A 21,614-nucleotide genomic window follows, 5' to 3' on the forward strand; every position below is an offset into this window, starting at 1 on the left:
GCGGTTTACTGCCAGGGGCGGATTTGCCCGGGCTGAATGCGTTCGATCATTTCCAGCCGCCGCGATTGGCGCGTTTCCAGCGCCAGGGTCATCAGCGGTTGCGGCCGCGCCACGAACTGGCGCGGCGACATGCCGAACAGGTCGGTGAACTCGCGGATCAGGTGGCTCTGGTCGTAGTACCGCAGCGACAGCGCCTCGGCTTCGTCGTGGTCGGCCACGCCGCGAAGGTGGCTTGCCATGTCGAGCGCGCGGGCGCGGCGCAGCACCTGTTTGGGCGGCATTCCGAAATCCCGGCGCACGCACCGTTCCAGCCGGCGCTGCTCCACGCCCATTTCCCGCGCAAAGCGCGTGACGGTGATCGAAGGATCGACGAAAGCTTCGGCCTCGAAGCGCGCGGTCAGCAATTCGGGAATTTCGCCACCGCGCCCCGCGATGATCTGGCGCATTTCGTCTTCCATCGCGCGACACCAGTCCTCCGGCGTCCCGTCGGGATCGAACAGGTCCAGCCAGCGCCTGCTGGAAAGGCCCATGTCGTCCAGCGGGCAGATGCGGTCGAGATGGTCGCGCGCGCCCGGACCGCGCAGCGCATGGCAGGCGCCCGGACGCAGGGTAAGGCCTACGCTGGTGAAGCTGCCGCGCACCGAAACCGGCATACGGCGGGTGTGCGGGCCGAAGAACAGCGCATCGCCTTCGGAATGCAGGCGCCCGTCGGCGGTATCGGCGGTCCATTGACCACGCAACTGGATGCGAATGAACGGGGTATCGTTGAACAGGCCGCAATCGAGGAGATAATCGTCCGGCATCTCCACGACGGTCACATAGAGACGCCCGATCCACGGCGCGAGATCCGCCGCGGGCGCGCGGTTGTATGACAATGGCTGGCCGTCGCGCGACATCCCCGCCGCGGACGCGATCGACCGATCGATCGCCGGCCTCGAATTGCGTGACATTGTTGCTCCCCGAATGACGAACAGCTCGCCGTCCGCCACCTACCCCTCCACCATAGCCGCGTCTGTGGCACCGGTCACGCCCATGGTAAAAGTTTGCTTGCGCCGTCAATAGCTTCCCGGTCGACATGGGTGATCCAGCGCACTGCCTGCCGGTGCGTTTGCGCACAGGGGGCACGTCCTTTCGATGACGTTCGCCGCGTTGTCCTTGACCGGCGCGCCGGCGCCGGGCCAAAGCAGAGCCCATGAAACTGGACGACGATATCGCCCTCGCCCTGCGCCTTGCTGATGCCGCCGGCGCAGCCATCCGCCCCTATTTCCGCTCTGTCGAAGCCGAACGCAAGGGGGATGCCACCCCGGTGACGCTGGCGGACCGCGCGGCGGAAGAAGCGATGCGCCGCATCCTGACCGCCGAAGTACCGCGCGATACCGTGATCGGCGAGGAGTTCGGCGCGACCACCGGATCTTCCGGCCGGAGCTGGGTGCTCGACCCGATCGATGGAACCACTGGCTTCCTCGCCGGCCGCGCGCTGTTCGGCACGCTGATCGCGCTGGTGGTGGAAGGCTTTCCGGTGCTGGGCGTGATCGACCAGCCGATTTCCGGCGAACGCTGGGTGGGCGCGACCGGCCGTCCGACCACGCTGAACGGCAAACCGGTGCGCACCCGCGCCTGCCGCAGCCTGGCCGATGCCACGCTGGCCACCACCGGCCCGCACTATTTCGACGATCATGATGGCGCGCATTTCATGGGCCTTGCCGCCAAGACCGACCACAAGCGCATGGTCATGGGCGGCGATTGCTACAACTACGCCATGCTCGCGACCGGGCACATCGATGTCGTCTGCGAGGCCAACCTCAAACTGCACGACTGGGCCGCGCTGGTGCCCGTGGTCGAAGGCGCGGGTGGCACCATGGCGGACTGGAACGGCAACCCGCTGCACGCCGGGTCGGACGGCCATGTCATCGCGCTGGGCGATCCGGCGCGGCTCGACGACGTGGTCGAGGCGCTGGCCTGCGGGCACTGAGCGCGGCGGCCATGAACCAGCGACCTTGAACCGGTGGCATTGAACGGGCGGGCGCGGTGAAGAAGCGGTTCTTCTTCTACGGCACGCTGACCCATGCCCACGACAATCCGGTGACGCGCGCCGTGCTGCCGCTGCTCGGCCCGGCGCGGCGGGGCTGGGTACGCGGCCGGCTGCACGCGGTGCGCCACGGCGAAGGCTGGTATCCGGTGCTGACGCCCGTGAGCGCCGGCAGGGTATCCGGCCGCGTGTTCGGCTATGTCTATGACAGCGGGTCGCGCTTCACCCGCGCCACGCTGCGGCTGCTGGATTCCTACGAGAACTGCGATCCGCGCCGGCCCGCGCGGTCGGAATATCGCCGGCGCACGGTGACCGTTCATGTGCCGGGACAGGGCACCGTCCGCGCCGATGCCTATCTGTTCAACCGGCCGCTGCACCCGGGCCTTTGCCCCATACCGGGCGGGGATTTCGCCGCCTTCATCGCCGCCCGTGGCCTGTCCGCGCTGGGGTCGGGCCGCGCGGGCGCGCGGCGGCGCTGACGGCGGGTCTTTTCACCGTCACAGTCCTGTCGCATGGGCGGGTCGGGGATTCGCCGGCGGATAGCCACGGAAAAGGCGGTGCGGGATGCGCTTTGAGGAAACCTTTCATCTGACGCCCTACCTCGATTCGCTGGTGAGCTACGCGGCGGCGCTGCTGTTCGGCGCGCTGATCGGGGCGGAACGGCAGTATCGCCAGCGCACGGCGGGCCTCAGGACCAACGCGCTGGTGGCGCTGGGCGCGGCGGCGTTCGTCGATCTGGGCCAGCGCCTGGCCGGCGATGCCGAAGCGGTGCGCGTGATCTCCTATGTCGTTTCGGGCGTCGGTTTCCTGGGCGCCGGGGTGATCATGAAGGAGGGCAAGAACGTGCGCGGCCTGAACACGGCCGCCACGCTCTGGTGCTCGGCCGCCGTGGGCACCTGTGCGGGCACCGACATGCTGGCCGAAGCCGCGACGCTGACCGTGTTCGTGGTGGCCGGCAACACGCTGCTGCGTTTTGTCGTGAACGCGATCAACCGCATCCCGCTGGCCGCCGCATCGCTGGAAGCGACATACTGGGTGACGGTCACCACGGACGCGGCCAGCGCCGACAGGCTGCGCGACCTGCTGGTCGATCACCTTGAACTGATGCGCTATCCGGTCGCCGATACAGAACTGGTCGAACGCGCCGAGGACACGGTCGAAGTCCGTGCCCGCCTGGTCAGCACGGCGGCCGCCGAGAAGGATCTCGATGCGATCGCCGCGCATCTGGAACGGACGCACGCAGTGGCCCACGCCACCTGGGAAGTGCAGACGCACGACTGAGCGCGCGCGTTATTTCGCGAACGGGTTCTTCGGGCTGCGCAGCGTCAGGCGGATCGGCACGGCATCGAACCCCAGCTCGCGCCGGATGCCGTTGATCAGGTAGCGCCGGTAACTTTCGGGCAGCATGTCCAGCCGAGTGCCGAACAGCACGAAGCCGGGCGGGCGCGTCTTGGCCTGCGTGATGTAGCGCAGCTTGATCCGCTTGCCCCCGGGGGCTGGCGGCGGATTGGCGGATAGCGCATCGTCGAACCAGCGGTTGAGCGCGGCGGTCGGCACGCGGCGGCTCCAGGAATCGCGGATGTCGAAGGCCACGGACAGCAAGGTGTCCAGCCCCTTGCCCGTGCGCGCCGATACGGCCACCAGCGGCACGCCGCGCACTTGCGCCAGCCCTTCGTCCAGCGCGGCGCGCACGCCGTTGAAAAGGCCGCTGGCGTCCTCGGCCACGTCCCACTTGTTGATCGCGATGACGAGCGCGCGGCCTTCCTCCAGCACCATCGAGGCGATCTTGAGGTCCTGATGCTCCAGCCCGCGCGTGGCATCGAGCAGCAGGACGACGACTTCGGCGAAATCGATCGCGCGCCGCGCGTCGGCGACGGAGAGTTTTTCGAGCTTCTCCACGACCTGCGATTTCTTGCGCATGCCGGCCGTGTCGATCAGGCGGATCGGGCGCGCCTTGCCGCTCTTGGGATCGTTCCAGTCCCAATCGATCGCGATCGAATCGCGGGTGATGCCCGCTTCCGGCCCGGTGAGCAGGCGATCCTCGCCCAGCAGGCGGTTGATCAGCGTGGACTTGCCCGCGTTGGGCCGCCCGACCACCGCCAGTTTCAGGATCGATTCGGGATCGTATTCAGGTTCTTCACCGTCTTCCTCGCCGTCGTCGGCATCGGCTTCGGGTTCGCCGATCAGCGGGTAGAGCGCTTCGAACAGATCGCCCATGCCCTCGCCATGTTCGGCCGAAACGCCCACGGGATCGCCGAAGCCCAGTGAATAGGCTTCCAGCAACCCCGCTTCGCCAGCGCGCCCTTCGGCCTTGTTGGCCAGGAGAATCACCGGCAGCGTATGTTCGCGCAGATAGCGGCCGATCTCTTCGTCGAGCGGGGTGATGCCGGCGCGCGCGTCCACCACGAACAGCGCCACATCGGCGCCCGTCAACGAAGCCTCGGTCTGCTGGCGCATCCGGCCGGGCAGGCTGGAAGGATCTTCGTCTTCCCAGCCGGCGGTATCGACGATGGTGAATTCGAGGCCGAGCAGCGTCGCTTCGCCGAAGCGGCGATCGCGCGTGACGCCTGGCTGATCGTCCACCAGCGCCAGCTTTTTCCCCACAAGCCTGTTGAAAAGCGTGGACTTGCCGACGTTGGGGCGGCCGATGATGATAACTTGCGGATGCATCGCCCACCGTTGGCCCGCGCGCGCGGCGATGGCAAGGACGGTTTGGCGCGAACCGCCCGTAAACCGGCCTTTCCGCACCTCCGTAATCGCCGTTCATTGCCTTAAACGCATGTTAACTACATCGGTGAGGGTGATTCTTACCTTACCGGCAGAAAATTGCCGGCATGAAGGGATTGACCGGCAAAATCGCGGCACTGGCCGTATCAGGGGCCGTATGGGGCTCAGCGAACGTGGCGCAAGCCGCGCCCGCGGCGTTGCAGGCAGCGGGCGCGGCCGCGATGACGCGCCAGCAGGATGCGGATGCTGATTCGGACGCGCTGCCCTATCTCCAGTGCGTGCCCTATGCGCGGCAGGTTTCCGGCATCGGCATCTATGGCGATGCGCTGACCTGGTGGGATCAGGCGGCGGGGCGCTATGCCCGTGGCCGCCAGCCGCGCGTGGGCGCGGTGATGAGCTTCCGCCCCTATGGCGGCATGGAACTGGGCCATGTCGCGGCAGTCAGCCGGATTATCGATTCGCGCACGGTACTGCTGCGCCATGCCAACTGGTCGCCGATCAACGGCCGGCGCGGGCAGATCGAGAAAGACGTGCGCGCGGTCGACGTTTCGCCCGAAAACGATTGGAGCGAAGTGCGCGTGTGGTATGCCCCGATCGCCGATCTCGGGACCACGCGCTGGCCGGTCAACGGCTTCATCTATAACGAAAAGCCGCGCAAGAACGAGCGGTTGACGGTGCTCGCGTCGGCAGAAACGGCCACCCCGGCGCGCGCGCCGCTGATGGCGCGCACCGAGCCCGCGCGGAGCGCGCCTGGCCGCGGTATCGGTGCGGACTTCCTCAAGGGTGTCATACCCGAATCGCGCGCCGCGCAGACTCCGGCGTCGCGGCGCCCGGCCCGGCAGAGCCTTGCCACCAGCGCTCCGCGAACGGCTCCGGCCCGCGCCACCTCTACGCGCCTGGCGGGAAGCGACAGCGACCCGATCGGCCGGATCATCGCCGCGCGAATGCGCTGATCCGCGCGGCGCTTCCGGTCCAGGTTGCCGGAATCAGAGCGTGCGGATGATCGCCGAGAAATCGAGCCCGCCGTTGCCGGCGGCGGCGAAGGCTTCGTAGAGTTCTTCCGCCCGCGTGCCCATCGGCACCTGCGATCCCGCATCGCGCGCCGCGGCAACCGCCAGCTTGAGGTCCTTGAGCATCAGCGCGGTGGCGAAACCGCCCTGGTAGTCGTTGTCCGCCGGGCTCTGCGGCCCCACGCCGGGCAGCGGGCAATAGCTGGTCATCGACCACGACTGGCCCGAAGCCTTCGACGAGATATCGTAGAATACCTGCGGATCAAGGCCGAGCTTCTGCGCCATGGCAAAGGCTTCGCAGGTGGCGATCATCGTCGCGCCCAGGATCATGTTGTTGCAGATCTTGGCAGCCTGTCCGGCGCCGCTGCCGCCGGCATGGATCACCGCCTTGCCCATCGCCGCCAGGATCGGCTCTGCCCGCGCGAAAGCCGCGTTATCGCCGCCCACCATGAACGTCAGCGTGCCTCCGTTCGCGGCGGCGATCCCGCCCGAGACGGGGGCGTCGACCATGGCATAGCCGGCGGTCGAGGCCGCTGCCGCGACCTTGCGCGCGGTGGCGACGTCGATCGTCGAGCAATCGAGCAGCAGCGCTGTTTGCGGGGCCTGTCCGATCACGTCGGCGCCATAGACGCTGTCCACGATCGCGCCGTTGGGCAGCATCGAGACCACGGCCTCCGCGCCCTGCACCGCCTCGCGCACCGAGGTATAGGTCGCGCAGCCGTTGTCCCTGGCCCGCGCCAGCGCATCGGGGGAAAGGTCGAAGGCATGAACCTCGTGCCCGGCCTTGACCAGATTCGCGGCCATGCCGCCGCCCATGTTGCCGAGACCGATGAACGCGATTTTCATGCTTCTCCCCTCCTGCCGGCAATTCAGGCCTTACCGCCCCGTCCAGACGCCGGGGCGCTTTTCGATGAACGCGGCCATGCCTTCGGCCTTGTCCTCGGTGGCGGTCAGGATCTGGAACAGGCGGCGTTCGTAGAGCAGGCCCTGATCGAGCGTGGTCTCGAACGCGGCGTTGACCATTTCCTTGTTGGCGATGGCGGCGACCGGCGGCATCGCGGCGATCGTCTCGGCCGTCTTCAGCGCGTCGGCCAGCAGGTCCGCCAGCGGCACGATCCGCGCGACGAGGCCCGAGCGTTCGGCTTCCTCGGCGCCCATCATCCGCCCGGTCAGGCACATTTCCATGGCCTTGGCCTTGCCCACCGCGCGCGTCAGGCGCTGCGATCCGCCCATGCCCGGCGCCACGCCCAGCTTGATCTCCGGCTGGCCGAACTTCGCCGTGTCGGCCGCGATGATGAAGTCCGCCATCATCGCCAGTTCACAGCCGCCGCCCAGCGCAAAGCCGTTCACCGCCGCGATCCACGGCTTGCGCGTGGTCTTGACGAGGTGGCTGGTCCAGCGCGCGAAGAAATCCTGGTTGTAGAAATCGACCGCCGGCTTTTCCGCCATTTCCTTGATGTCCGCGCCGGCCGCGAAGGCCTTCTCGCCCGATCCGGTCAGCACCGCGCAGCGCTGCGCGGGATCGGCTTCGAACGCCGCGAAAGCGCCGATCAGGTCTTCCAGCACCTGCGAATTCAGCGCGTTCAGCGCCTGCGGGCGGTTGAGCGTGATGAGCGTGACGGCGCCCTTCTGTTCGACCAGGATCGTTTCGTATTCGGCCATCTCAGCAGTCTCCAGATGTGTCGCCCGGGCGGGCAGCCACCCGCTCTCGCGGGAAGCGGCGCTCAAGGCAATGGCGTCCATTCCTCGTCCGCCGGCAGCGGGGCGAAGATCGCCTCGATCAGGTCGTCGGTCACGCCTTCGGGCGTTGCCGGATTCCAGCGCGGCGTGTGGTCCTTGTCGACGATCACCGCGCGCACGCCCTCGGCGAAATCGGGGCGGACCAGCACGCGGCTGGCCACGCGATATTCCATCGCCATGTTGTCTGCGAAATCGGTCAGCGAAAGGCTGTCGTGCAATTGCCGCAGCGCCACCTTGCAGGTCTGCGGGCTCTTGTGGCCCAGCGTTTCCAGCGTCGCGCGCGCCCAGTCGCCGTCCTCGGCCGCCAGCGCGGCCAGGATGTCCTCGTACCGGTCCGACGCGAACGTCCGCGCGATCGTTTCGGCCACGGCGGCAATCTTCGGCTCAGGCGGCACGGCGGCCAGCGCGTGGAGCGTCGCAGCGACAGCGGAAGGATCGGCGGCGATGCGCGCCTTGGCCGCCGCCGTGGCGGCGGACGGCAGATAGTGCGTGGCAAGGTCGGCCCAAAGGCATTCCGCGCCGTCCAGCCGCGCCCCGGTCAGCGCCAGATACTGGCCCAGCCGGCCGTGCAGGCGCGAAAGATACCAGCCGCCGCCAACGTCCGGAAACAGGCCGATCCCGGTTTCGGGCATGGCGAGCCTGGTCGCCTCGGTCGCCACGCGGTATTGCGAAGGCCCGGCAAGGCCCACGCCGCCGCCCATGGTGATCCCGTCCATGAAGGTCACCACCGGCTTGGGATAAGTGAAGATCAGGTGGTTGAGCCGGTATTCGTCGAAGAAGAACTGGCGGCCCGATGCGCCACCATCGTTCAGCGCGGAATTGCGCAGGAAGGCGATGTCGCCGCCGGCGCAGAACCCGCGCGACAGTTTGGGATCACCATCGGGCGCAACTGCGTGGTCCAGGATCACCACCTGTACCGCCGGATCGTCGCGCCAGGCCAGCAGCGCTGCGGTCATGGCGTGGACCATCGGCAGCGTCAGCGCGTGAATTGCCTTGGGGCGGTTGAGCGAGAGGAAGCCGGCGGCGCCTTCGGTGCGGATCAGAACGTCATCGGTCACTTCAACAGGTCCCTTCCCACGATCAGGCGCATCACTTCGTTTGTCCCCTCCAGGATGCGATGCACGCGAAGGTCGCGCCAGAAGCGTTCGATCGGGTAATCGCGCAGATAGCCATAGCCGCCGAACAGCTGGAGCGCGCGGTCGACCACTGACGAGCCGTTGTCGGTTGCCAGCTTCTTGGCCATCGCCGAAAAGCGCGTGCGGTCGGGCGCGCCGGCGGTCACCTTGGCGGCGGCGAGGTAGAGGAGGGCGCGTGCCGCTTCCAGATCGGTGGCCATGTCGGCCAGCGTGAACTGGGTGTTCTGGAACTCGGCGATCGCCTTGCCGAACTGCGCGCGGTCCTTGACGTAGCTGACCGCCTCGTCGAGGCAGCGCTGCGCGCCGCCCAGCGAACAGGCGCCGATGTTCAGCCGCCCGCCGTCCAGCCCCGCCATGGCGATGGCGAAGCCCTGTCCTTCCGCGCCGACGCGGTTGGCGACCGGCACCTTCACGTTGTCGAGGATGACCTGTGCGGTGGGTGAGGCGTTCCAGCCCAGCTTCTTCTCGGGCGCGCCAAAGCTGACGCCCGGCATGTCCTTCTCGATCACCAGGCAGGTGATGCCCTTCGGCCCATCGTCGCCGGTGCGCACCATCGTCACGTAGAGATCGTTCACCCCGCCGCCCGAGATGAACTGCTTGGTGCCGGTAACGACGTAGTGATCGCCTTCGAGGCGGGCGGTGGTCTTGAGCGCCGCCGCGTCCGAACCGGAACCCGGCTCGGTCAGGCAGTAGCTGGCCATCAGGTCCATGGTGACGAGGCCCGGCAGCGTGCGCGCCTTGATCGCGTCGCCACCGAACTTGTCGATCATCCACGCCGCCATGTTGTGGATCGAGATGAACGCGCTGGTCGCCGGGCAGCCATAGGCCATGGCTTCCATGATCAGCGCCGCTTCCAGCCGCCCGAGGCCGATGCCGCCCGCTTCCTCGCTGACATAGATCGCGCCGAAGCCGAGTTCGGCGGCGGCCTTGATCGTTTCGCGTGGAAACAGGTGTTCCTCGTCCCACTGCGCGGCGAAGGGCGTGATCGCGTCGGCGGTGAACCGCCGCGCCATCTCCTGAATCGCGAGCTGGTCCTCGGTAAGCTGGAACTGGTCGGTCATCTGGCGCCTTACCCCATCGTCGGAATGACGAAGGCGTTGCCCCCGTCCGGCGAACCGTCGGGCCAGCGCTGGGTCACGGTCTTGACCTTGGTCCAGAACTTTACGCCTTCCATGCCGTGCTGGTTGGTATCGCCGAATGCCGAACGCTTCCAGCCGCCAAAGGTGTGATAGGCCACCGGCACCGGGATCGGCACGTTGATGCCGACCATGCCGACATTGACCCGCGCCGCGAACTCGCGCGCGGCATGGCCGTTGCGGGTGAACAGGGCGACGCCGTTGCCGTACTGGTGCTTCGAGGGCAGCGCGAGCGCTTCCTCGAAGTCCTTCGCGCGCACGATCTGCAGCACCGGGCCGAAGATCTCGTTGTGGTAGCTGTCCATCTCCGCGGTGACGTGATCGATCAGCGTCGGGCCGACGAAGAAGCCGTTCTCGTGGCCCTGCAGCGTGAAGCCGCGCCCGTCGACGACCAGTTCGCCGCCTTCCTCCACGCACTTCGCGATCCAGCCCTCGATCTTCTCCTTGTGCGCCTGCGTCACCACCGGGCCGTAGTGCGCGTCGGGATCGGTCGAGACGCCAACCTTGAGCGCCTCGATCGCCGGGATCAGCTTGGCCTTCAGGCGCTCGGCGGTGTCTTCGCCCACCGGCACCACCACCGGCAGCGCCATGCAGCGTTCGCCCGCCGAACCGAATGCGGCGCCGGCCAGATCGTTCACCACCTGGTCGAGATCGGCGTCGGGCATGACGATGCCGTGGTTCTTGGCCCCGCCCATCGCCTGCACGCGCTTTCCGGCGGCCACGCCCCGGTTATAGACGTAGTGCGCGATGTCGGACGAGCCGACGAAGCTGACCGCGCCGATCGCGGGATGATCGAGAATCGCGTCGACCATCTCCTTATCGCCCTGCACCACCTGGCAGATGCCTTCGGGCAGCCCGGCCTCCAGGAACAGTTCGGCCAGGCGCACCGGCACCGACGGATCGCGTTCCGAAGGCTTGATGATGAAGGCGTTGCCGCAGGCGATGGCCACGGCCGACATCCACAGCGGGATCATCGCCGGGAAGTTGAACGGGGTGATGCCCGCACCGATGCCGATCGGCTGGCGCATCGAATAGACGTCGATGCCCGGCCCGGCGCCTTGCGTGTATTCGCCCTTCAGCACGTGCGGGATGCCGCAGGCGAATTCCACCACTTCCAGGCCGCGCTGGATGTCGCCCTTCGAATCCGCGATGACCTTGCCGTGCTCGGACGAGAGCAGGCGGGCCAGTTCGTCCATGTTCGCTTCGACCAGTTCCTTGAAGCGGAACATCACGCGGGCGCGGCGCTGCGGGTTGGTGGCGGCCCAGGCGGGCTGCGCGGCCTGCGCGGCGGCGACGGCGCGATCGAGCACCGCCTGGTCGCCCAGCGCGACCTGCGCCTGCACGCCGCCGCTGTTGGGGTCGAAGACGTCGCTCTTGCGAGCGGGGGTGCTGCCGGGACCACCGACGATGAAATGATCGATCAGGCGCATTGCGCGAATCCTCTTCCTGACGGGATCGAAGTGACCTCGGCGCTGTCCTGCACCCCGGACCCAGTTGCAGGCAACTGGCGATTATGCGAGTGCTACCTGCAATCATGCAGCCATCCGACTGGAACGACTATCAGGCCTTCCTCGCCATCGCCCGCGCCGGGCAGCTGGCGCGCGCGGCATCGGCCATGGGGGTGGACGCCACCACCATGGGCCGCCGCCTGCGCCGGCTGGAAGCGCGCGTCGGCGCCACGCTGTTCGAACAGACGCGCGAAGGGCAGGTGCTGACCGAGGCGGGCGAGGCGATGCTCGTCGATGTTGAGGCGATGGAGCAGGCCGCCAGCCGCATCGCCGAAAGCGCGGCGGTATCGGGCGGGCTTTCGGGCCTGCTGCGGGTGAGCCTGTCCGAAGGCTTCGGCACCTGGTTCGTGGCGCCACGCGTCCACGGCTTCACCGAAGCGCACCCGCGCCTGATGGTGGACCTCGTCGCTTCCACCGGCTTCCTCAGCCCGTCCAAGCGCGAGGCGGACCTTGCCGTCACGCTCTCGCGTCCGCGCGCCGGGCCGGTGATCGCGGGCAAGCTCTCGGACTATGCGCTGCGGCTCTATGGCTCGTCCGCCTACCTTGCGGCGCACGGCGCGCCCGAACGCCCGGCGGATCTGACCGCCCGGCACCGGCTGGTCGGCTACGTGCCTGATCTGCTGTTTGCGCCGGAACTGCGCTATCTGGCGGAGATCGAACCCGATCTGTCCGCCGCGCTGCGCAGTTCGTCGATCATCACGCAATACCGCATGATCGCTGCCGGGGCCGGCATCGGGGTGCTGCCCTGCTTCATCGGCGATGGCGATCCCGCGCTGGTGCCGATCCTGCCTGAACGGCGCATCACCCGCTCGTTCTGGGTCGTGACGCACAAGGACACGCACAACCTTGCCCGCGTGCGCGCGTTCAAGGACTGGCTGACCGGAGTCGTGGCGGCGGAGCGGGGCCGGCTCCTGCCGGGGTAGAGGATGATCGGGTTCGCGCAAGCGAACCCGGAAAATCAGGCTTTCGCGACCGGCGCGTCCTCGCCCAGATCCTCGTACCAGGCTTCGACCGGGCCGCTGAGCTTGAGCGTCAGCGGATTGCCCTTGCGGTCCATCGTCTTGCCCGCCTGCACGCGTACCCAGCCTTCGGAAATGCAGTATTCCTCGACATTGGTGCGCACCGTGCCCTTGAAGCGGATGCCCACGCCGCGCCGCAGCTTGTCGGCATCGAAATGCGCGCTGCGCGGGTTGATGGCCAGCCGGTCCGGCGGCACGTCCGCGCCAGTGGTCGGGGTGCCGGTTGCGGTTTCGGGCGTCTGGTCGGAAGCGTGGTCGTTCATGGGAAAACGCCTCTATCCCGCTTTCCCCGCTTGTCAATTGACGCGCGGATGTCTAAGGGCGCGCTTCCGCAACGGAAGTGGGCGCGTAGCTCAGCGGTAGAGCACACCCTTCACACGGGTGGGGTCACAGGTTCAATCCCTGTCGCGCCCACCACTTCCCCGGTCCTCACGACATTTCGGCTTTGACGGGCATCAATGCCCGCGCTTCTCCCTGCGTCCAGAACGGCGCCGCAACTGGAGGAGAGGTTTCATGCTGAACTTCAACGTGGGCGGCATCGATCGCGTGCTGCGGGTCGTGCTGGGGCTGGTGCTGATCGCGATGGTCTTCGTTGGGCCGAAAACCGGCTGGGGCTGGATCGGCCTTGTGCCGCTGCTGACCGGGCTGTTCCGTGTTTGCCCGCTCTATTCGCTGATCGGCGTGAACACCTGCCCCCGGCGATAGGCGTCCGCGTTTCCGTGATAGGCCCGTTTCTCCGACCGGCCTTTTCCCGATCGGCCTGTTCCTGATCGGGTTGCAAGGGCCGCGCCGAGACGGCATAGCCCCGGACCATGCACGATATCCGCCTGATCCGCGAAAACCCCGCCGCTTTTGACGCCGCCCTTGCCCGCCGGGGCGTGGAGCCGGTGGCGCAGTCCATCCTCGCGCTCGACAGCGCGCGGCGCGATGTGGCGACGCGGATGCAGGAATCGCAGGCCCGCCGCAACGAGGCGTCGAAGGCGATCGGCGCGGCCATGGGCAAGGGCGACAAGGACACGGCCGAGGCGCTGAAGGCCGAAGTTGCCGCGCTGAAGACCGAACTGCCCGCGCTGGAGGATGAGGAGCGCCGGCTGACCGCGCAGCTCGCCGATGCGCTGGCGGCATGGCCCAACCGCCCGGCCGACGACGTGCCGCCGGGCGAGGACGAGGCGCAGAACGTCGAGGTCAGCCGCTGGGGCACGCCGCGCACGTTCGATTTTACCCCGCGCGAACATGCCGATCTCGGCCCCGCGCTGGGCCTCGATTTCGAAACCGGCGCGCTGATTTCGGGCGCGCGCTTCACGTTCCTGAAGGGCGGGATGGCGCGGCTGCACCGCGCGCTGGCGCAGTTCATGCTGGACCGGCAGACCGGCGAGAACGGCTATCTGGAATGCATCCCGCCGCTGCTGGTGAAGGACGAGGCGGTGTTCGGCACCGGTCAGCTGCCCAAGTTCGCCGAAGACCTGTTCCGCACCACCGACGGCCGCTGGCTGATCCCCACCGCCGAAGTCAGCCTGACCAACGCGGTGCGTGAGCAGATCCTGGCCGAGGCCGCGCTGCCGATCCGCATGACCGCGCTGACCCCGTGCTTCCGTTCGGAAGCCGGCGCGGCCGGGCGCGATACGCGCGGGTTCATCCGCCAGCACCAGTTCGAGAAGGTGGAGCTGGTCTCGATCACCCGGCCCGAGGATTCGGAGGCCGAGCACGAGCGCATGACCGCCTGCGCCGAGGGTGTGCTGCAGGCGCTGGAACTGCCCTATCGCAAGGTGCTGCTGTGCACCGGCGACATGGGCTTCACCGCGCGCAAGACCTATGACCTCGAAGTCTGGCTGCCGGGGCAGGGCGCCTATCGCGAGATTTCCTCGTGCTCCAACTGCGGCGATTTCCAAGCGCGGCGGATGAACGCGCGCTATCGCCCGGAAGGGCAGAAGGGCACCGAATTCGTCCATACGCTCAACGGGTCGGGCCTCGCGGTCGGGCGCACGCTGGTGGCGGTGCTGGAGAACGGCCAGCAGGCCGATGGATCGGTGGACCTGCCCGCCGCGCTGCACCCCTACCTTGGCGGGCTGACGCGGCTGGTGCCGCAGGGCTGATGCGCGCGCGGCGAACGGCCGCCGGATTCGCGGCGCTGCTGCTGGCGGCGGCGCCGGCCGCGCCATCGTTCGCCCAGAACGCCGCCGGCTCCGGGGCTGGCGCGCCGATCATCGCCTGGACCTACGAAGTCCAGCCGGGCGATACCTTCCGCGCCATCGCGCAGCGCATGGGCGTGACGATGGAAGCGCTGGGGCGGGCCAACGGCATTCCTTCGCCCTATATCATCCGCGTGGGGCAGGTGCTGAAACGGCCCGATCCGGTGCCGGTGCCGTCGCGCCCGGCCCCCGTGCCGACGCCGGCTCCGCAGACGTCGACGCCACCCAAGGCGCCGCCCCGGCCCGCGCCAGCGCCGCGGCCGGCGCCGCCCTTGCGCCCCACGCCGGCCCCGCATGTGCGCGAGGCGGGCGCGCCTGCGCTGTCCTGGCCGGTATCGGGCGCGGTGCTGAGCCGCTTCGGCACGCCGGTTCCATCGGGGTCGGTCGCTTCCGGCCAGCGCAACCGGGGCATCGATCTGGCCGCCTACGCCGGGCTGACGGTGCGCGCCGCCGGTGCCGGCACCGTGATCTTCGCCGGCAACGAGCCCGAACGCTTCGGTCAGTTGATCGTCATCGATCACGGGCAGGGCTGGGCCACCGCCTATGCCTATCTCGGCCAGGTGCGGGTGAAGGAGGGCGATGTGGTGAAGGCGCGGCAAGCGATCGCCAGCATCGGCAAGAGTGGCGAGGCGAAGCGGCCGACGCTGCACTTCGAGCTGCGCCGCGACAACGATCCGCGCGATCCGGTCGTGTACCTGCCAGTCCGGTTGTGAGGCCCGTCGGGCACCAGGCACTGCGCCGGCTCATCCGGGTTCCGGTGTGGGCCGATATCGCGTTGCGGCTATCGGCCGCCTTCGCGCTGCTGGCGCTGGTGGTGCTGATCCACTGGATCGACCGCGAAGGGCTGGCCGACAACCATGACGGACACGTCAGTTTCCTCGACGTGGTCTATTTCACCATGATTTCCATCACCACGACCGGGTTCGGCGACATTGCGCCGGTCAGCGATCGGGCACGACTGATCGAAACGGTGATCGTCACGCCGATCCGCCTGGCGGTGATCTTCATCTTCGTGGGCACAGCCTACAACTTCATCATCAAGCGCAGCTGGGAGAGGTGGCGCATGGCGCAGATCCAGAATGCCCTGTCGGGTCACGTCGTGGTGCTGGGCTTTGGCATATCGGGTTCCGAGGCGGTCGCCGAACTGATCGCGCGCGGCACCGATCCCGCGACGATCGTGGTGGTCGACGGGGCGGAAGGGCGGCTGGCGGAAGCAGAACGCATGGGGTGCAACGTGCTGCCCGGCGATGCCACCCGCGACACCACGCTGATCGACGTGCGCATCGCCAGAGCCAGCGCGGTCCTGATTTCCGCCGGGCGCGACGATACCTCGATCCTCATCACGCTGACGGCGCGGCATCTGGCGCCCGGTGTGCCGATCAGCACTGTGGTTCGCGCCGCCGACAACGAAGTGCTGGCGCAGCAGGCGGGGGCCACCAATGTTATCAATCCGGTGCGCTTCACCGGGCAACTGCTGGCCGGCACCGCGCACGGGCAGCACACGGCCGGCTATCTTTCCGATCTCGCGTCCATTTCCGGGCGCGTCCACCTTGTCGAACGGCCGGTGCGCGACGAGGAAGTGGGCCAGCCGCTGACCCGCCTGGCATCCGGCGGGCAGGGCTTGCGCATTTATCGCGGGGGCAAGGCCCATGGCTTCTGGGAAGCGGAAAGCAGGCAACTGGCGCGTGGCGACATGATCGTGGAAATCGTGCCGACCGCGCCTACTGATGGTGCCGTCGGCGGGGCCGCCGCCTGACGGTCGCGGGCGATCAGCGGATCACGAAGAACACCAGCCCCATCGCCAGGTAGGCGACCATCCAGAATCCGGCATCAATCAGCGCGAGGCGGGTGGAAATCCGCTGCTGGGTATAGCTGATCCACAGCGACGGGATCACGAAGGCACCGGCAAGGCCGCCCGACATCATGAAATAGAGCCAGGGCTTCACCGCCAGCGTTTCGGGGCCGACGCGCGCGAACATGTGCCCCATCATCGATGCCGTCACCAGCAGCAGCGCGGCCGTGATCGCCAGCGTGCGCGCGGGTGCGGTGCGGGTGCCGAGGCCGCCAGGGCCGACCTCCTCCAGCTTGGCGCGGCCGAACAGCGGCCCATACCACACTGCGGTCACCGTCAGCGCGGCGAGCATAGCGAGAAACACCGCCAGCCAGTTCACCGGACCCATTCTGCTCTTTCCTCGCTTCCCGCCTCGCGAGACGGTAGCGAGATGACGTCACATTGGCAATTCGCGGGCGCTGCGATGATGGCTGATGACGCCGAATGATGATGCCGCATGATGACGGGCGGCGCGAATCCGCGTAAGGCGCGGTCGCCATGACATCCCAGGATTCCCCGCTCACGCTTCCCGAACCGCCGCGCGTCGGCATGATCAGCCTTGGCTGCCCCAAGGCGCTGGTCGATTCCGAACGCATTCTCACGCGCCTGCGCGCCGATGGCTATGCCATGAGCGCGGTCTATGCCGGGGCCGACGTGGTGCTGGTCAATACGTGCGGCTTCCTCGATTCGGCCAAGGAGGAAAGCCTGGCCGCGATCGGTGAGGCGATCGCCGAGAACGGCCGCGTGATCGTGACCGGGTGCATGGGCAACGAGGCGGAGCTGATCCGGGCGAAGTTCCCCGACGTGCTGGCCGTGACCGGCGCGCACCAGTACGAGGCGGTGGTGGAAGCGGTGCACGAAGCCGCGCCGCCCAGCATGGGGCCGTATATCGACCTGATCCCGCAGGCGCTGGACGACCAGGGCGGGATCAAGCTGACCCCGCGGCATTACAGCTATCTCAAGATTTCCGAAGGCTGCAACCACGCCTGCGCATTCTGCATCATCCCGTCGCTGCGCGGCAAGCTGGCCAGCCGGCGCATCGATGCCGTGCTGCGCGAGGCGGAGAAGCTGGTGGCGGCGGGGACCAAGGAACTGCTGGTCATCAGTCAGGATACCTCGGCCTACGGCGTGGACGTGCGGCACGAGGAGCGCGCGTGGAAGGGGCATCCCGTGCGCACCCACATGACCGACCTGGCGCGCGAGCTGGGCCAGTTGCGCACGCCGCAGGGCGAGGTGCCGTGGGTGCGGCTGCACTACGTGTACCCCTATCCCCACGTCGACGCGGTGATTCCGCTGATGGCCGAAGGGCTGGTGACGCCCTATCTCGACATTCCGTTCCAGCATGCCGCGCCCAGTGTGCTCAAGGCGATGAAGCGCCCCGCCAACGAAGCGAAGGTGCTCGAGCGCATCAGGGCATGGCGTGACATCGCGCCCGATCTTGCCATCCGCTCGAGCTTCGTGGTCGGCTTCCCCGGCGAGACCGAGGCGGACTTCCAGTACCTGCTCGATTGGCTGGACGAGGCGCAGCTCGACCGCGTGGGGGGCTTCCGCTTCGAACCGGTGGATGGCGCCAGCGCCAACCACCTGCCTGATCCGGTGCCGGAGGAGGTCAAGGAAGAACGCTACGCCCGGCTGATGGAAAAGACCGAGGCGATCAGCGCGGCCAGGCTCGCCGCCAAGGTCGGCCGCACGATCCAGGTGATCGTGGACGAGGTGGGCGAGCCGGATGAGGACGGCGATCTGGGCGCGACCGCGCGCAGCCAGGCGGATGCCCCGGAAATCGACGGCGCGGTCTATCTGCGCAACGTGCCCGCCACGCTGAAGCCGGGCGATTTCGCGCAGGTGCGGATCGAGGATGCCGACGCGCACGACCTCTATGGTGTGATCGCCTGAAGCGATCTCCCGCTCCTACTGGTTCGGGTCCGCCACCTTGAACGGATCGGTCGGCGCGGGCTGCGTGGGCAGCGGGCTGCGCGGCAGTTCCTTGTCGCTGTTGGCCGCCTGCCACAGCATCCCTGCCAGGATCACCGAGGCTTGCCGCATGTCGTCCGCGCGCATGTGGTCCAGCGTGTCGATGCTGGAATGGTGGACGCGGCTGTCGTAGTCGAGCGGGTCCTGGATGAACTGATAGCCGGGCAGGCCGATCGACTGGAGATAGACGTGGTCGGTTCCGCCGGTCTTCTCCGCGACAACGCGGCCCGCGCCCATCGCCTTGAACGGGGCCAGCCAGTCGCCCAGGATCGCGCCCGCGCCCAGGTTGCCCTCGGCATAGATGCCGCGGAACCGGCCCGATCCGTTGTCCATGTTGAAATAGGCTTTCAGCGCCGTGTATTCGGCCTTCGGCGTGATCGGGAAGGCGTTGCGCCACGCCACGTAGGATTCAATGCCCGTCAGCGCGGGATCGACCGGGCGCGAGGCAAGGTGCTGTTCGATATAGGCGCGCGAGCCGAGCAGGCCCTGCTCCTCCCCGCTCCACAGCGCGAAGCGGATCGTGCGCCGGGGCCGGATGCCCAGCTTGGCGATCAGCCGCGCGGCCTCGATCACCGCCACGCTGCCGGCACCGTTGTCGTTGGCGCCATCGCCCGCGATCCAGCTGTCGAAATGCGCGCCGGCCATGACATAGCCCGCCTTGGGATCGGTGCCCGGGATTTCGGCGATGACGTTCTCCGCCATCAGGTTCTTGTCGTCGAAGCGCGCCTCGATGTTCAGTTCGATTTCGGGCGCGGCCCCGGTCTTCGCCAGGCGGACGAGGCGGCGGTAATCCTCCTGCGCCAGTTCCATCGCCGGTACGGCCAGCGTCTTGCCGGGCACGAAGTCATAGCCTTCGCCATGGACCAGCTTGCCATCGCGATAGCTCATGCGCACCAGCGCGAGCGCGCCTTCGGCCTTGAGGAATTCCGTCAGCTTGCGCAGGAAGCTGCGGTTGCGGATCTGCAGCGCGGCGGCTTCGGGATCGAAGCGCGGCTGGTCGAACTTGTCGAATTCGCCGATCTCGGCATCGCTGTAGCGCTTGAACACCGGGTCCTTGGATTCGCTGGTCGCGCCCGGCAGCGAGACGAGCACGATGCGGCCGGCGAGCTTGCCCTTCCATTCGGCGAAGTTCTCTTCCCGGCTCATCGGCGCGACGATCACCGGCGCGCGCACCGCGCCCGTGGTCGGCGGCGACCACGCCACCGGAATTGCGGTGAGCGCGAGCGGGCGGGGCGAGACCATCGCGGCGGACCAGCCGTCGGCGTTCCAGCCCAGCCCGAAGTTGAACGGTTCGGCATGGATATTGGCCAGGCCATAGCCGCGCAGCACGTCCATCGCCCAGCGTTCCGCCTTGCGGTGGTTTTCCGAATTGGTGAGGCGCGGGCCGATGCCGTCCATCAGATGGCTGGCGGTGGTCATCACCGCGCTGCGGTTCATGCCTTCGTCGATGATCCGCGCGACGGCGGCGTCCTCCGCCGGCCCGGCCAGCGCGGGCAGGGGCGTGGCGAGGAGCGCGCAGAGCGCGGTGGCGCCGAACAGGGCGGGACGACGGAGCATGGAACAGGTTCTCCCCTAAAACAGATCAGGCCGAAATGGACAAGGCTGCATCCTGCCATCGCGGCAGGCTTTGCCAAGGGGCAATGCCCGGAAATCCCACGCCCTTTTTATGCCTCCCCCCCGGGGGCGCGAACTTTCGGTGTCAGCGCCGCGCCGGCCGCAGGTCTTCCGGAAGATCGCGGCCGGCGCGATCGTAGGCCGCGCGCAGATCGGCGTCGGTCTCCATCAGCGCGCGCGCGTGGGGCGCGGTGTTGGCCGGATCGCTCACGATATCCACGCCTTCCGGCTGGAGCAGCGCGAGCACGTCGGAACGCATCTTCGCATCGGCGAGGCCGTCCTTCAGGAACTGCCGTCCCGCCGCATCATCGCCCAGGCACTGCGCCGCCTGTACCGCCGCATCAACCGAGTCCTGCCAATGGGCGTAGATCGCCTCGCGCAGAAGGCGCTGGTCCTGACCGGGCTGCGCGTGGTGCGTCGCGCAGAGGCGTTGCGCCGATGCGGACAGCCGGGCATAGGGCGAACCCTGCGCGTTGGCGACTTCGGTGGCGAGCGCGGACGCCAGCACCGCCCGGTCCCACGCCCCGTGGCGCACCAGCCGTTCGGCGCGGTTGATGGCGAAATTGACCATCCAGCCGCGCTCGCGCCAGGGCAGGGCGGTCAGCCGGTCAAACAGCGCGTCCGCCTCGGCCGTGCGGCCCAGCGCGTCGAGCGCCTGGACCTCGGCATTGATGATCCAGCCGTCGTACTCGCCCGCCTTGCGCAGCCCCTTGTCGGTGTGATCGATCCGCTGCGCCGCCGCAATCGCCTCGTCGAACCGGCCGGCATCGACCAGCGCACCGACCAGGCGCGACAGCACCGTGCGGTCTTCCGGCGCCTTGGCGAGATCGGCGGTGGCGGTCTCCACGCCTTGCTGCAGCATCGTCTGCGCATGAGGGCCGACGCGAAGGGCCAGCATGGGCCAGCCGCTTTCGTAATCGCGATCCACCAGCATACCGAGGGCGGTCTTCGGGAAGCGCAGCTCGCCCACCAGCATGTCCGCAACGGCGCGATCGTCCGCCGCCAGTGCCGGCCGCAGCGCCTTGGCCGCCACGGAGCCGCGCATCTCGGGGGTGAGAGACGGAAACGCCGGCGACCGGGCCAGCGCCAGCACCGCGCGATCCTCGTTGCCGATGGCGGCCGTGCGCAGGCCGACGAAGACGGCGGGCCGCTGCAGGCCGGCGAACTCCGCGGCGTTGCCGCGCGCCGCGACATGGCCAAGGTGCTCGGCATAGGCATCGCCGTTGCCCGCGCGCAGGGCGGCCTGCATGGTGAGGAAATCGACCAGCACGCGCAACTCGTCCCCGTCGCGGCCGAACCCCAGCCCTTCGGCCTCCTCCCCCTCGCGCAGCGCATCGGGATAGCGGTCCTGGAACAGCGCGCAGTTGGAACGGAGCAGCGCGGCAATGGCCATCAGCCGCTGCGCCGGACGCCGCCGCGCCATCTCGTCGGTATAGGGCACGGCCTCGCAGACCGAAGGCTTGCCGAGCTTGACCACTTCCTTGCCGAACCGGTCGAACAGCGCGGCGTCGTCCATCGCCGCGATCTTTTCCGCCGGGGTCGCGGCGCGGGCGGGGGTGGCAAGCGGGGAAAGGGCCGTGGCCGCCAGCCCCGCGCCTGCCATCAGTGCGCGAAAACCTGCGCGAACCGCCATATGCTCCGTGCCCCTGTTGCCGCGCGCCAAACCGCGCACCGACGCAGAGTGTCGCGCGGGAAGCCGGCTGT

At 68.2% G+C, this 21,614-nt stretch carries 21 protein-coding genes and 1 tRNA gene; 11 read left to right on the forward strand and 11 right to left on the reverse strand.

Annotation, left to right across the window (positions count from 1 at the left end):
* Positions 1-5: 5 nt before the first annotated feature.
* Positions 6-950, reverse strand: a complete 945-nt coding sequence (locus F1640_RS11300) for a helix-turn-helix domain-containing protein (RefSeq protein WP_194919241.1) — start codon at positions 948-950, stop codon at positions 6-8.
* Positions 951-1,192: 242 nt separating this feature from the next.
* Between F1640_RS11300 and F1640_RS11305 the strand changes: the two genes are divergently transcribed.
* The 3 genes from F1640_RS11305 (at position 1,193) to F1640_RS11315 (ending at position 3,310) form a co-directional block, all read left to right on the forward strand.
* Complete coding sequence (locus F1640_RS11305) at positions 1,193-1,972, forward strand: inositol monophosphatase family protein (RefSeq protein ID WP_124810449.1); 780 nt, start codon at positions 1,193-1,195, stop codon at positions 1,970-1,972.
* A 56-nt stretch (positions 1,973-2,028) separates the two neighbouring features.
* Positions 2,029-2,508 (forward strand): gamma-glutamylcyclotransferase family protein, encoded by a 480-nt coding sequence (locus F1640_RS11310; RefSeq protein WP_194919242.1) that lies wholly within the window; start codon positions 2,029-2,031, stop codon positions 2,506-2,508.
* An 85-nt stretch (positions 2,509-2,593) separates the two neighbouring features.
* Positions 2,594-3,310 (forward strand): MgtC/SapB family protein, encoded by a 717-nt coding sequence (locus F1640_RS11315; RefSeq protein ID WP_194919244.1) that lies wholly within the window; start codon positions 2,594-2,596, stop codon positions 3,308-3,310.
* 9 nt (positions 3,311-3,319) lie between these two features.
* On the opposite strand, the gene der is transcribed toward F1640_RS11315, so the two are convergent.
* A complete protein-coding gene (der, locus tag F1640_RS11320) occupies positions 3,320-4,699 on the reverse strand; it encodes a ribosome biogenesis GTPase Der (RefSeq protein ID WP_125954421.1) in 1,380 nt (459 codons plus the stop codon).
* A 164-nt stretch (positions 4,700-4,863) separates the two neighbouring features.
* On the opposite strand from der, the gene F1640_RS11325 reads away from it, so the two are divergent.
* Positions 4,864-5,709 carry a CHAP domain-containing protein gene (locus tag F1640_RS11325; protein WP_375336192.1) on the forward strand — a complete coding sequence of 282 codons (846 nt, stop codon included), beginning with the start codon at positions 4,864-4,866 and terminating at the stop codon, positions 5,707-5,709.
* 33 nt (positions 5,710-5,742) lie between these two features.
* On the opposite strand, the gene mmsB is transcribed toward F1640_RS11325, so the two are convergent.
* From mmsB to F1640_RS11350, 5 genes are all read right to left on the reverse strand, one after another.
* Positions 5,743-6,612 (reverse strand): 3-hydroxyisobutyrate dehydrogenase, encoded by an 870-nt coding sequence (gene mmsB / locus F1640_RS11330; RefSeq protein WP_194919246.1) that lies wholly within the window; start codon positions 6,610-6,612, stop codon positions 5,743-5,745.
* A 30-nt stretch (positions 6,613-6,642) separates the two neighbouring features.
* Positions 6,643-7,428, reverse strand: a complete 786-nt coding sequence (locus F1640_RS11335; protein ID WP_124810444.1) for an enoyl-CoA hydratase-related protein — start codon at positions 7,426-7,428, stop codon at positions 6,643-6,645.
* Positions 7,429-7,490: 62 nt separating this feature from the next.
* Positions 7,491-8,564, reverse strand: a complete 1,074-nt coding sequence (locus tag F1640_RS11340; protein WP_194919247.1) for an enoyl-CoA hydratase/isomerase family protein — start codon at positions 8,562-8,564, stop codon at positions 7,491-7,493.
* A complete protein-coding gene (locus F1640_RS11345) occupies positions 8,561-9,703 on the reverse strand; it encodes an acyl-CoA dehydrogenase family protein (RefSeq protein ID WP_194919249.1) in 1,143 nt (380 codons plus the stop codon). The genes F1640_RS11340 and F1640_RS11345 overlap by 4 nt, the downstream gene beginning before the upstream one ends.
* Positions 9,704-9,711: 8 nt before the next feature.
* Complete coding sequence (locus F1640_RS11350; protein ID WP_194919251.1) at positions 9,712-11,208, reverse strand: CoA-acylating methylmalonate-semialdehyde dehydrogenase; 1,497 nt, start codon at positions 11,206-11,208, stop codon at positions 9,712-9,714.
* Positions 11,209-11,312: 104 nt separating this feature from the next.
* On the opposite strand from F1640_RS11350, the gene F1640_RS11355 reads away from it, so the two are divergent.
* Complete coding sequence (locus F1640_RS11355) at positions 11,313-12,209, forward strand: LysR family transcriptional regulator (RefSeq protein ID WP_124810486.1); 897 nt, start codon at positions 11,313-11,315, stop codon at positions 12,207-12,209.
* A gap of 35 nt (positions 12,210-12,244) precedes the next feature.
* On the opposite strand, the gene F1640_RS11360 is transcribed toward F1640_RS11355, so the two are convergent.
* On the reverse strand, positions 12,245-12,568 hold the full coding sequence (locus tag F1640_RS11360) for a DUF3297 family protein (protein ID WP_190287317.1): 324 nt from the start codon (positions 12,566-12,568) through the stop codon (positions 12,245-12,247).
* A 79-nt stretch (positions 12,569-12,647) separates the two neighbouring features.
* Between F1640_RS11360 and F1640_RS11365 the strand changes: the two genes are divergently transcribed.
* From F1640_RS11365 to F1640_RS11385, 5 genes are all read left to right on the forward strand, one after another.
* Positions 12,648-12,722, forward strand: a tRNA-Val gene (locus F1640_RS11365).
* Between the two features lie 96 nt (positions 12,723-12,818).
* Positions 12,819-13,010: a DUF2892 domain-containing protein gene (locus F1640_RS11370; RefSeq protein ID WP_190287316.1), complete on the forward strand. Its 192-nt coding sequence runs from the start codon at positions 12,819-12,821 to the stop codon at positions 13,008-13,010.
* 107 nt (positions 13,011-13,117) lie between these two features.
* Positions 13,118-14,398 (forward strand): serine--tRNA ligase, encoded by a 1,281-nt coding sequence (serS, locus tag F1640_RS11375; RefSeq protein ID WP_194919253.1) that lies wholly within the window; start codon positions 13,118-13,120, stop codon positions 14,396-14,398.
* Complete coding sequence (locus F1640_RS25715; protein WP_194919255.1) at positions 14,398-15,207, forward strand: M23 family metallopeptidase; 810 nt, start codon at positions 14,398-14,400, stop codon at positions 15,205-15,207. Before serS ends, F1640_RS25715 begins: the two co-directional genes overlap by 1 nt.
* Positions 15,204-16,250, forward strand: a complete 1,047-nt coding sequence (locus F1640_RS11385) for a TrkA family potassium uptake protein (protein WP_194919257.1) — start codon at positions 15,204-15,206, stop codon at positions 16,248-16,250. The genes F1640_RS25715 and F1640_RS11385 overlap by 4 nt, the downstream gene beginning before the upstream one ends.
* A gap of 13 nt (positions 16,251-16,263) precedes the next feature.
* Here the strand turns inward: F1640_RS11385 and F1640_RS11390 are convergent, their stop codons facing one another.
* Positions 16,264-16,674 carry a DUF1761 domain-containing protein gene (locus F1640_RS11390; protein ID WP_190287258.1) on the reverse strand — a complete coding sequence of 137 codons (411 nt, stop codon included), beginning with the start codon at positions 16,672-16,674 and terminating at the stop codon, positions 16,264-16,266.
* Between the two features lie 149 nt (positions 16,675-16,823).
* Between F1640_RS11390 and rimO the strand changes: the two genes are divergently transcribed.
* The gene (gene rimO, locus F1640_RS11395; protein WP_194919259.1) at positions 16,824-18,218 is read left to right on the forward strand and encodes a 30S ribosomal protein S12 methylthiotransferase RimO; all 1,395 of its coding nucleotides are present in this window, start codon (positions 16,824-16,826) and stop codon (positions 18,216-18,218) included.
* Positions 18,219-18,233: 15 nt separating this feature from the next.
* On the opposite strand, the gene F1640_RS11400 is transcribed toward rimO, so the two are convergent.
* Together F1640_RS11400 and F1640_RS11405 are read right to left on the reverse strand one after the other, a co-directional pair.
* Complete coding sequence (locus F1640_RS11400; protein WP_194919262.1) at positions 18,234-19,853, reverse strand: M20/M25/M40 family metallo-hydrolase; 1,620 nt, start codon at positions 19,851-19,853, stop codon at positions 18,234-18,236.
* A gap of 142 nt (positions 19,854-19,995) precedes the next feature.
* Positions 19,996-21,543, reverse strand: coding sequence for a hypothetical protein (locus F1640_RS11405; RefSeq protein WP_194919264.1), 1,548 nt, complete (start codon positions 21,541-21,543; stop codon positions 19,996-19,998).
* Positions 21,544-21,614: the final 71 nt, after the last annotated feature.

The organism is Novosphingobium sp. NBM11 (assembly GCF_015390225.1).
Taxonomy (GTDB): domain Bacteria; phylum Pseudomonadota; class Alphaproteobacteria; order Sphingomonadales; family Sphingomonadaceae; genus Novosphingobium.

Bases quoted from the DNA above. Each gene is read 5' to 3' on its own strand.
- F1640_RS25715 (WP_194919255.1), top strand. From the start codon at position 14,398: ATGCGCGCGCGGCGAACGGCCGCCGGATTCGCGGCGCTGCTGCTGGCG.
- F1640_RS11400 (WP_194919262.1), bottom strand. From the start codon at position 19,853: ATGCTCCGTCGTCCCGCCCTGTTCGGCGCCACCGCGCTCTGCGCGCTC.
- F1640_RS11355 (WP_124810486.1), top strand. From the start codon at position 11,313: ATGCAGCCATCCGACTGGAACGACTATCAGGCCTTCCTCGCCATCGCC.
- mmsB (WP_194919246.1), bottom strand. From the start codon at position 6,612: ATGAAAATCGCGTTCATCGGTCTCGGCAACATGGGCGGCGGCATGGCC.
- F1640_RS11405 (WP_194919264.1), bottom strand. From the start codon at position 21,543: ATGGCGGTTCGCGCAGGTTTTCGCGCACTGATGGCAGGCGCGGGGCTG.
- F1640_RS11300 (WP_194919241.1), bottom strand. From the start codon at position 950: ATGTCACGCAATTCGAGGCCGGCGATCGATCGGTCGATCGCGTCCGCG.
- F1640_RS11325 (WP_375336192.1), top strand. From the start codon at position 4,864: ATGAAGGGATTGACCGGCAAAATCGCGGCACTGGCCGTATCAGGGGCC.
- F1640_RS11350 (WP_194919251.1), bottom strand. From the start codon at position 11,208: ATGCGCCTGATCGATCATTTCATCGTCGGTGGTCCCGGCAGCACCCCC.
- rimO (WP_194919259.1), top strand. From the start codon at position 16,824: ATGACATCCCAGGATTCCCCGCTCACGCTTCCCGAACCGCCGCGCGTC.
- F1640_RS11360 (WP_190287317.1), bottom strand. From the start codon at position 12,568: ATGAACGACCACGCTTCCGACCAGACGCCCGAAACCGCAACCGGCACC.
- F1640_RS11305 (WP_124810449.1), top strand. From the start codon at position 1,193: ATGAAACTGGACGACGATATCGCCCTCGCCCTGCGCCTTGCTGATGCC.
- F1640_RS11390 (WP_190287258.1), bottom strand. From the start codon at position 16,674: ATGGGTCCGGTGAACTGGCTGGCGGTGTTTCTCGCTATGCTCGCCGCG.
- F1640_RS11370 (WP_190287316.1), top strand. From the start codon at position 12,819: ATGCTGAACTTCAACGTGGGCGGCATCGATCGCGTGCTGCGGGTCGTG.
- serS (WP_194919253.1), top strand. From the start codon at position 13,118: ATGCACGATATCCGCCTGATCCGCGAAAACCCCGCCGCTTTTGACGCC.
- F1640_RS11335 (WP_124810444.1), bottom strand. From the start codon at position 7,428: ATGGCCGAATACGAAACGATCCTGGTCGAACAGAAGGGCGCCGTCACG.
- F1640_RS11315 (WP_194919244.1), top strand. From the start codon at position 2,594: ATGCGCTTTGAGGAAACCTTTCATCTGACGCCCTACCTCGATTCGCTG.
- der (WP_125954421.1), bottom strand. From the start codon at position 4,699: ATGCATCCGCAAGTTATCATCATCGGCCGCCCCAACGTCGGCAAGTCC.
- F1640_RS11345 (WP_194919249.1), bottom strand. From the start codon at position 9,703: ATGACCGACCAGTTCCAGCTTACCGAGGACCAGCTCGCGATTCAGGAG.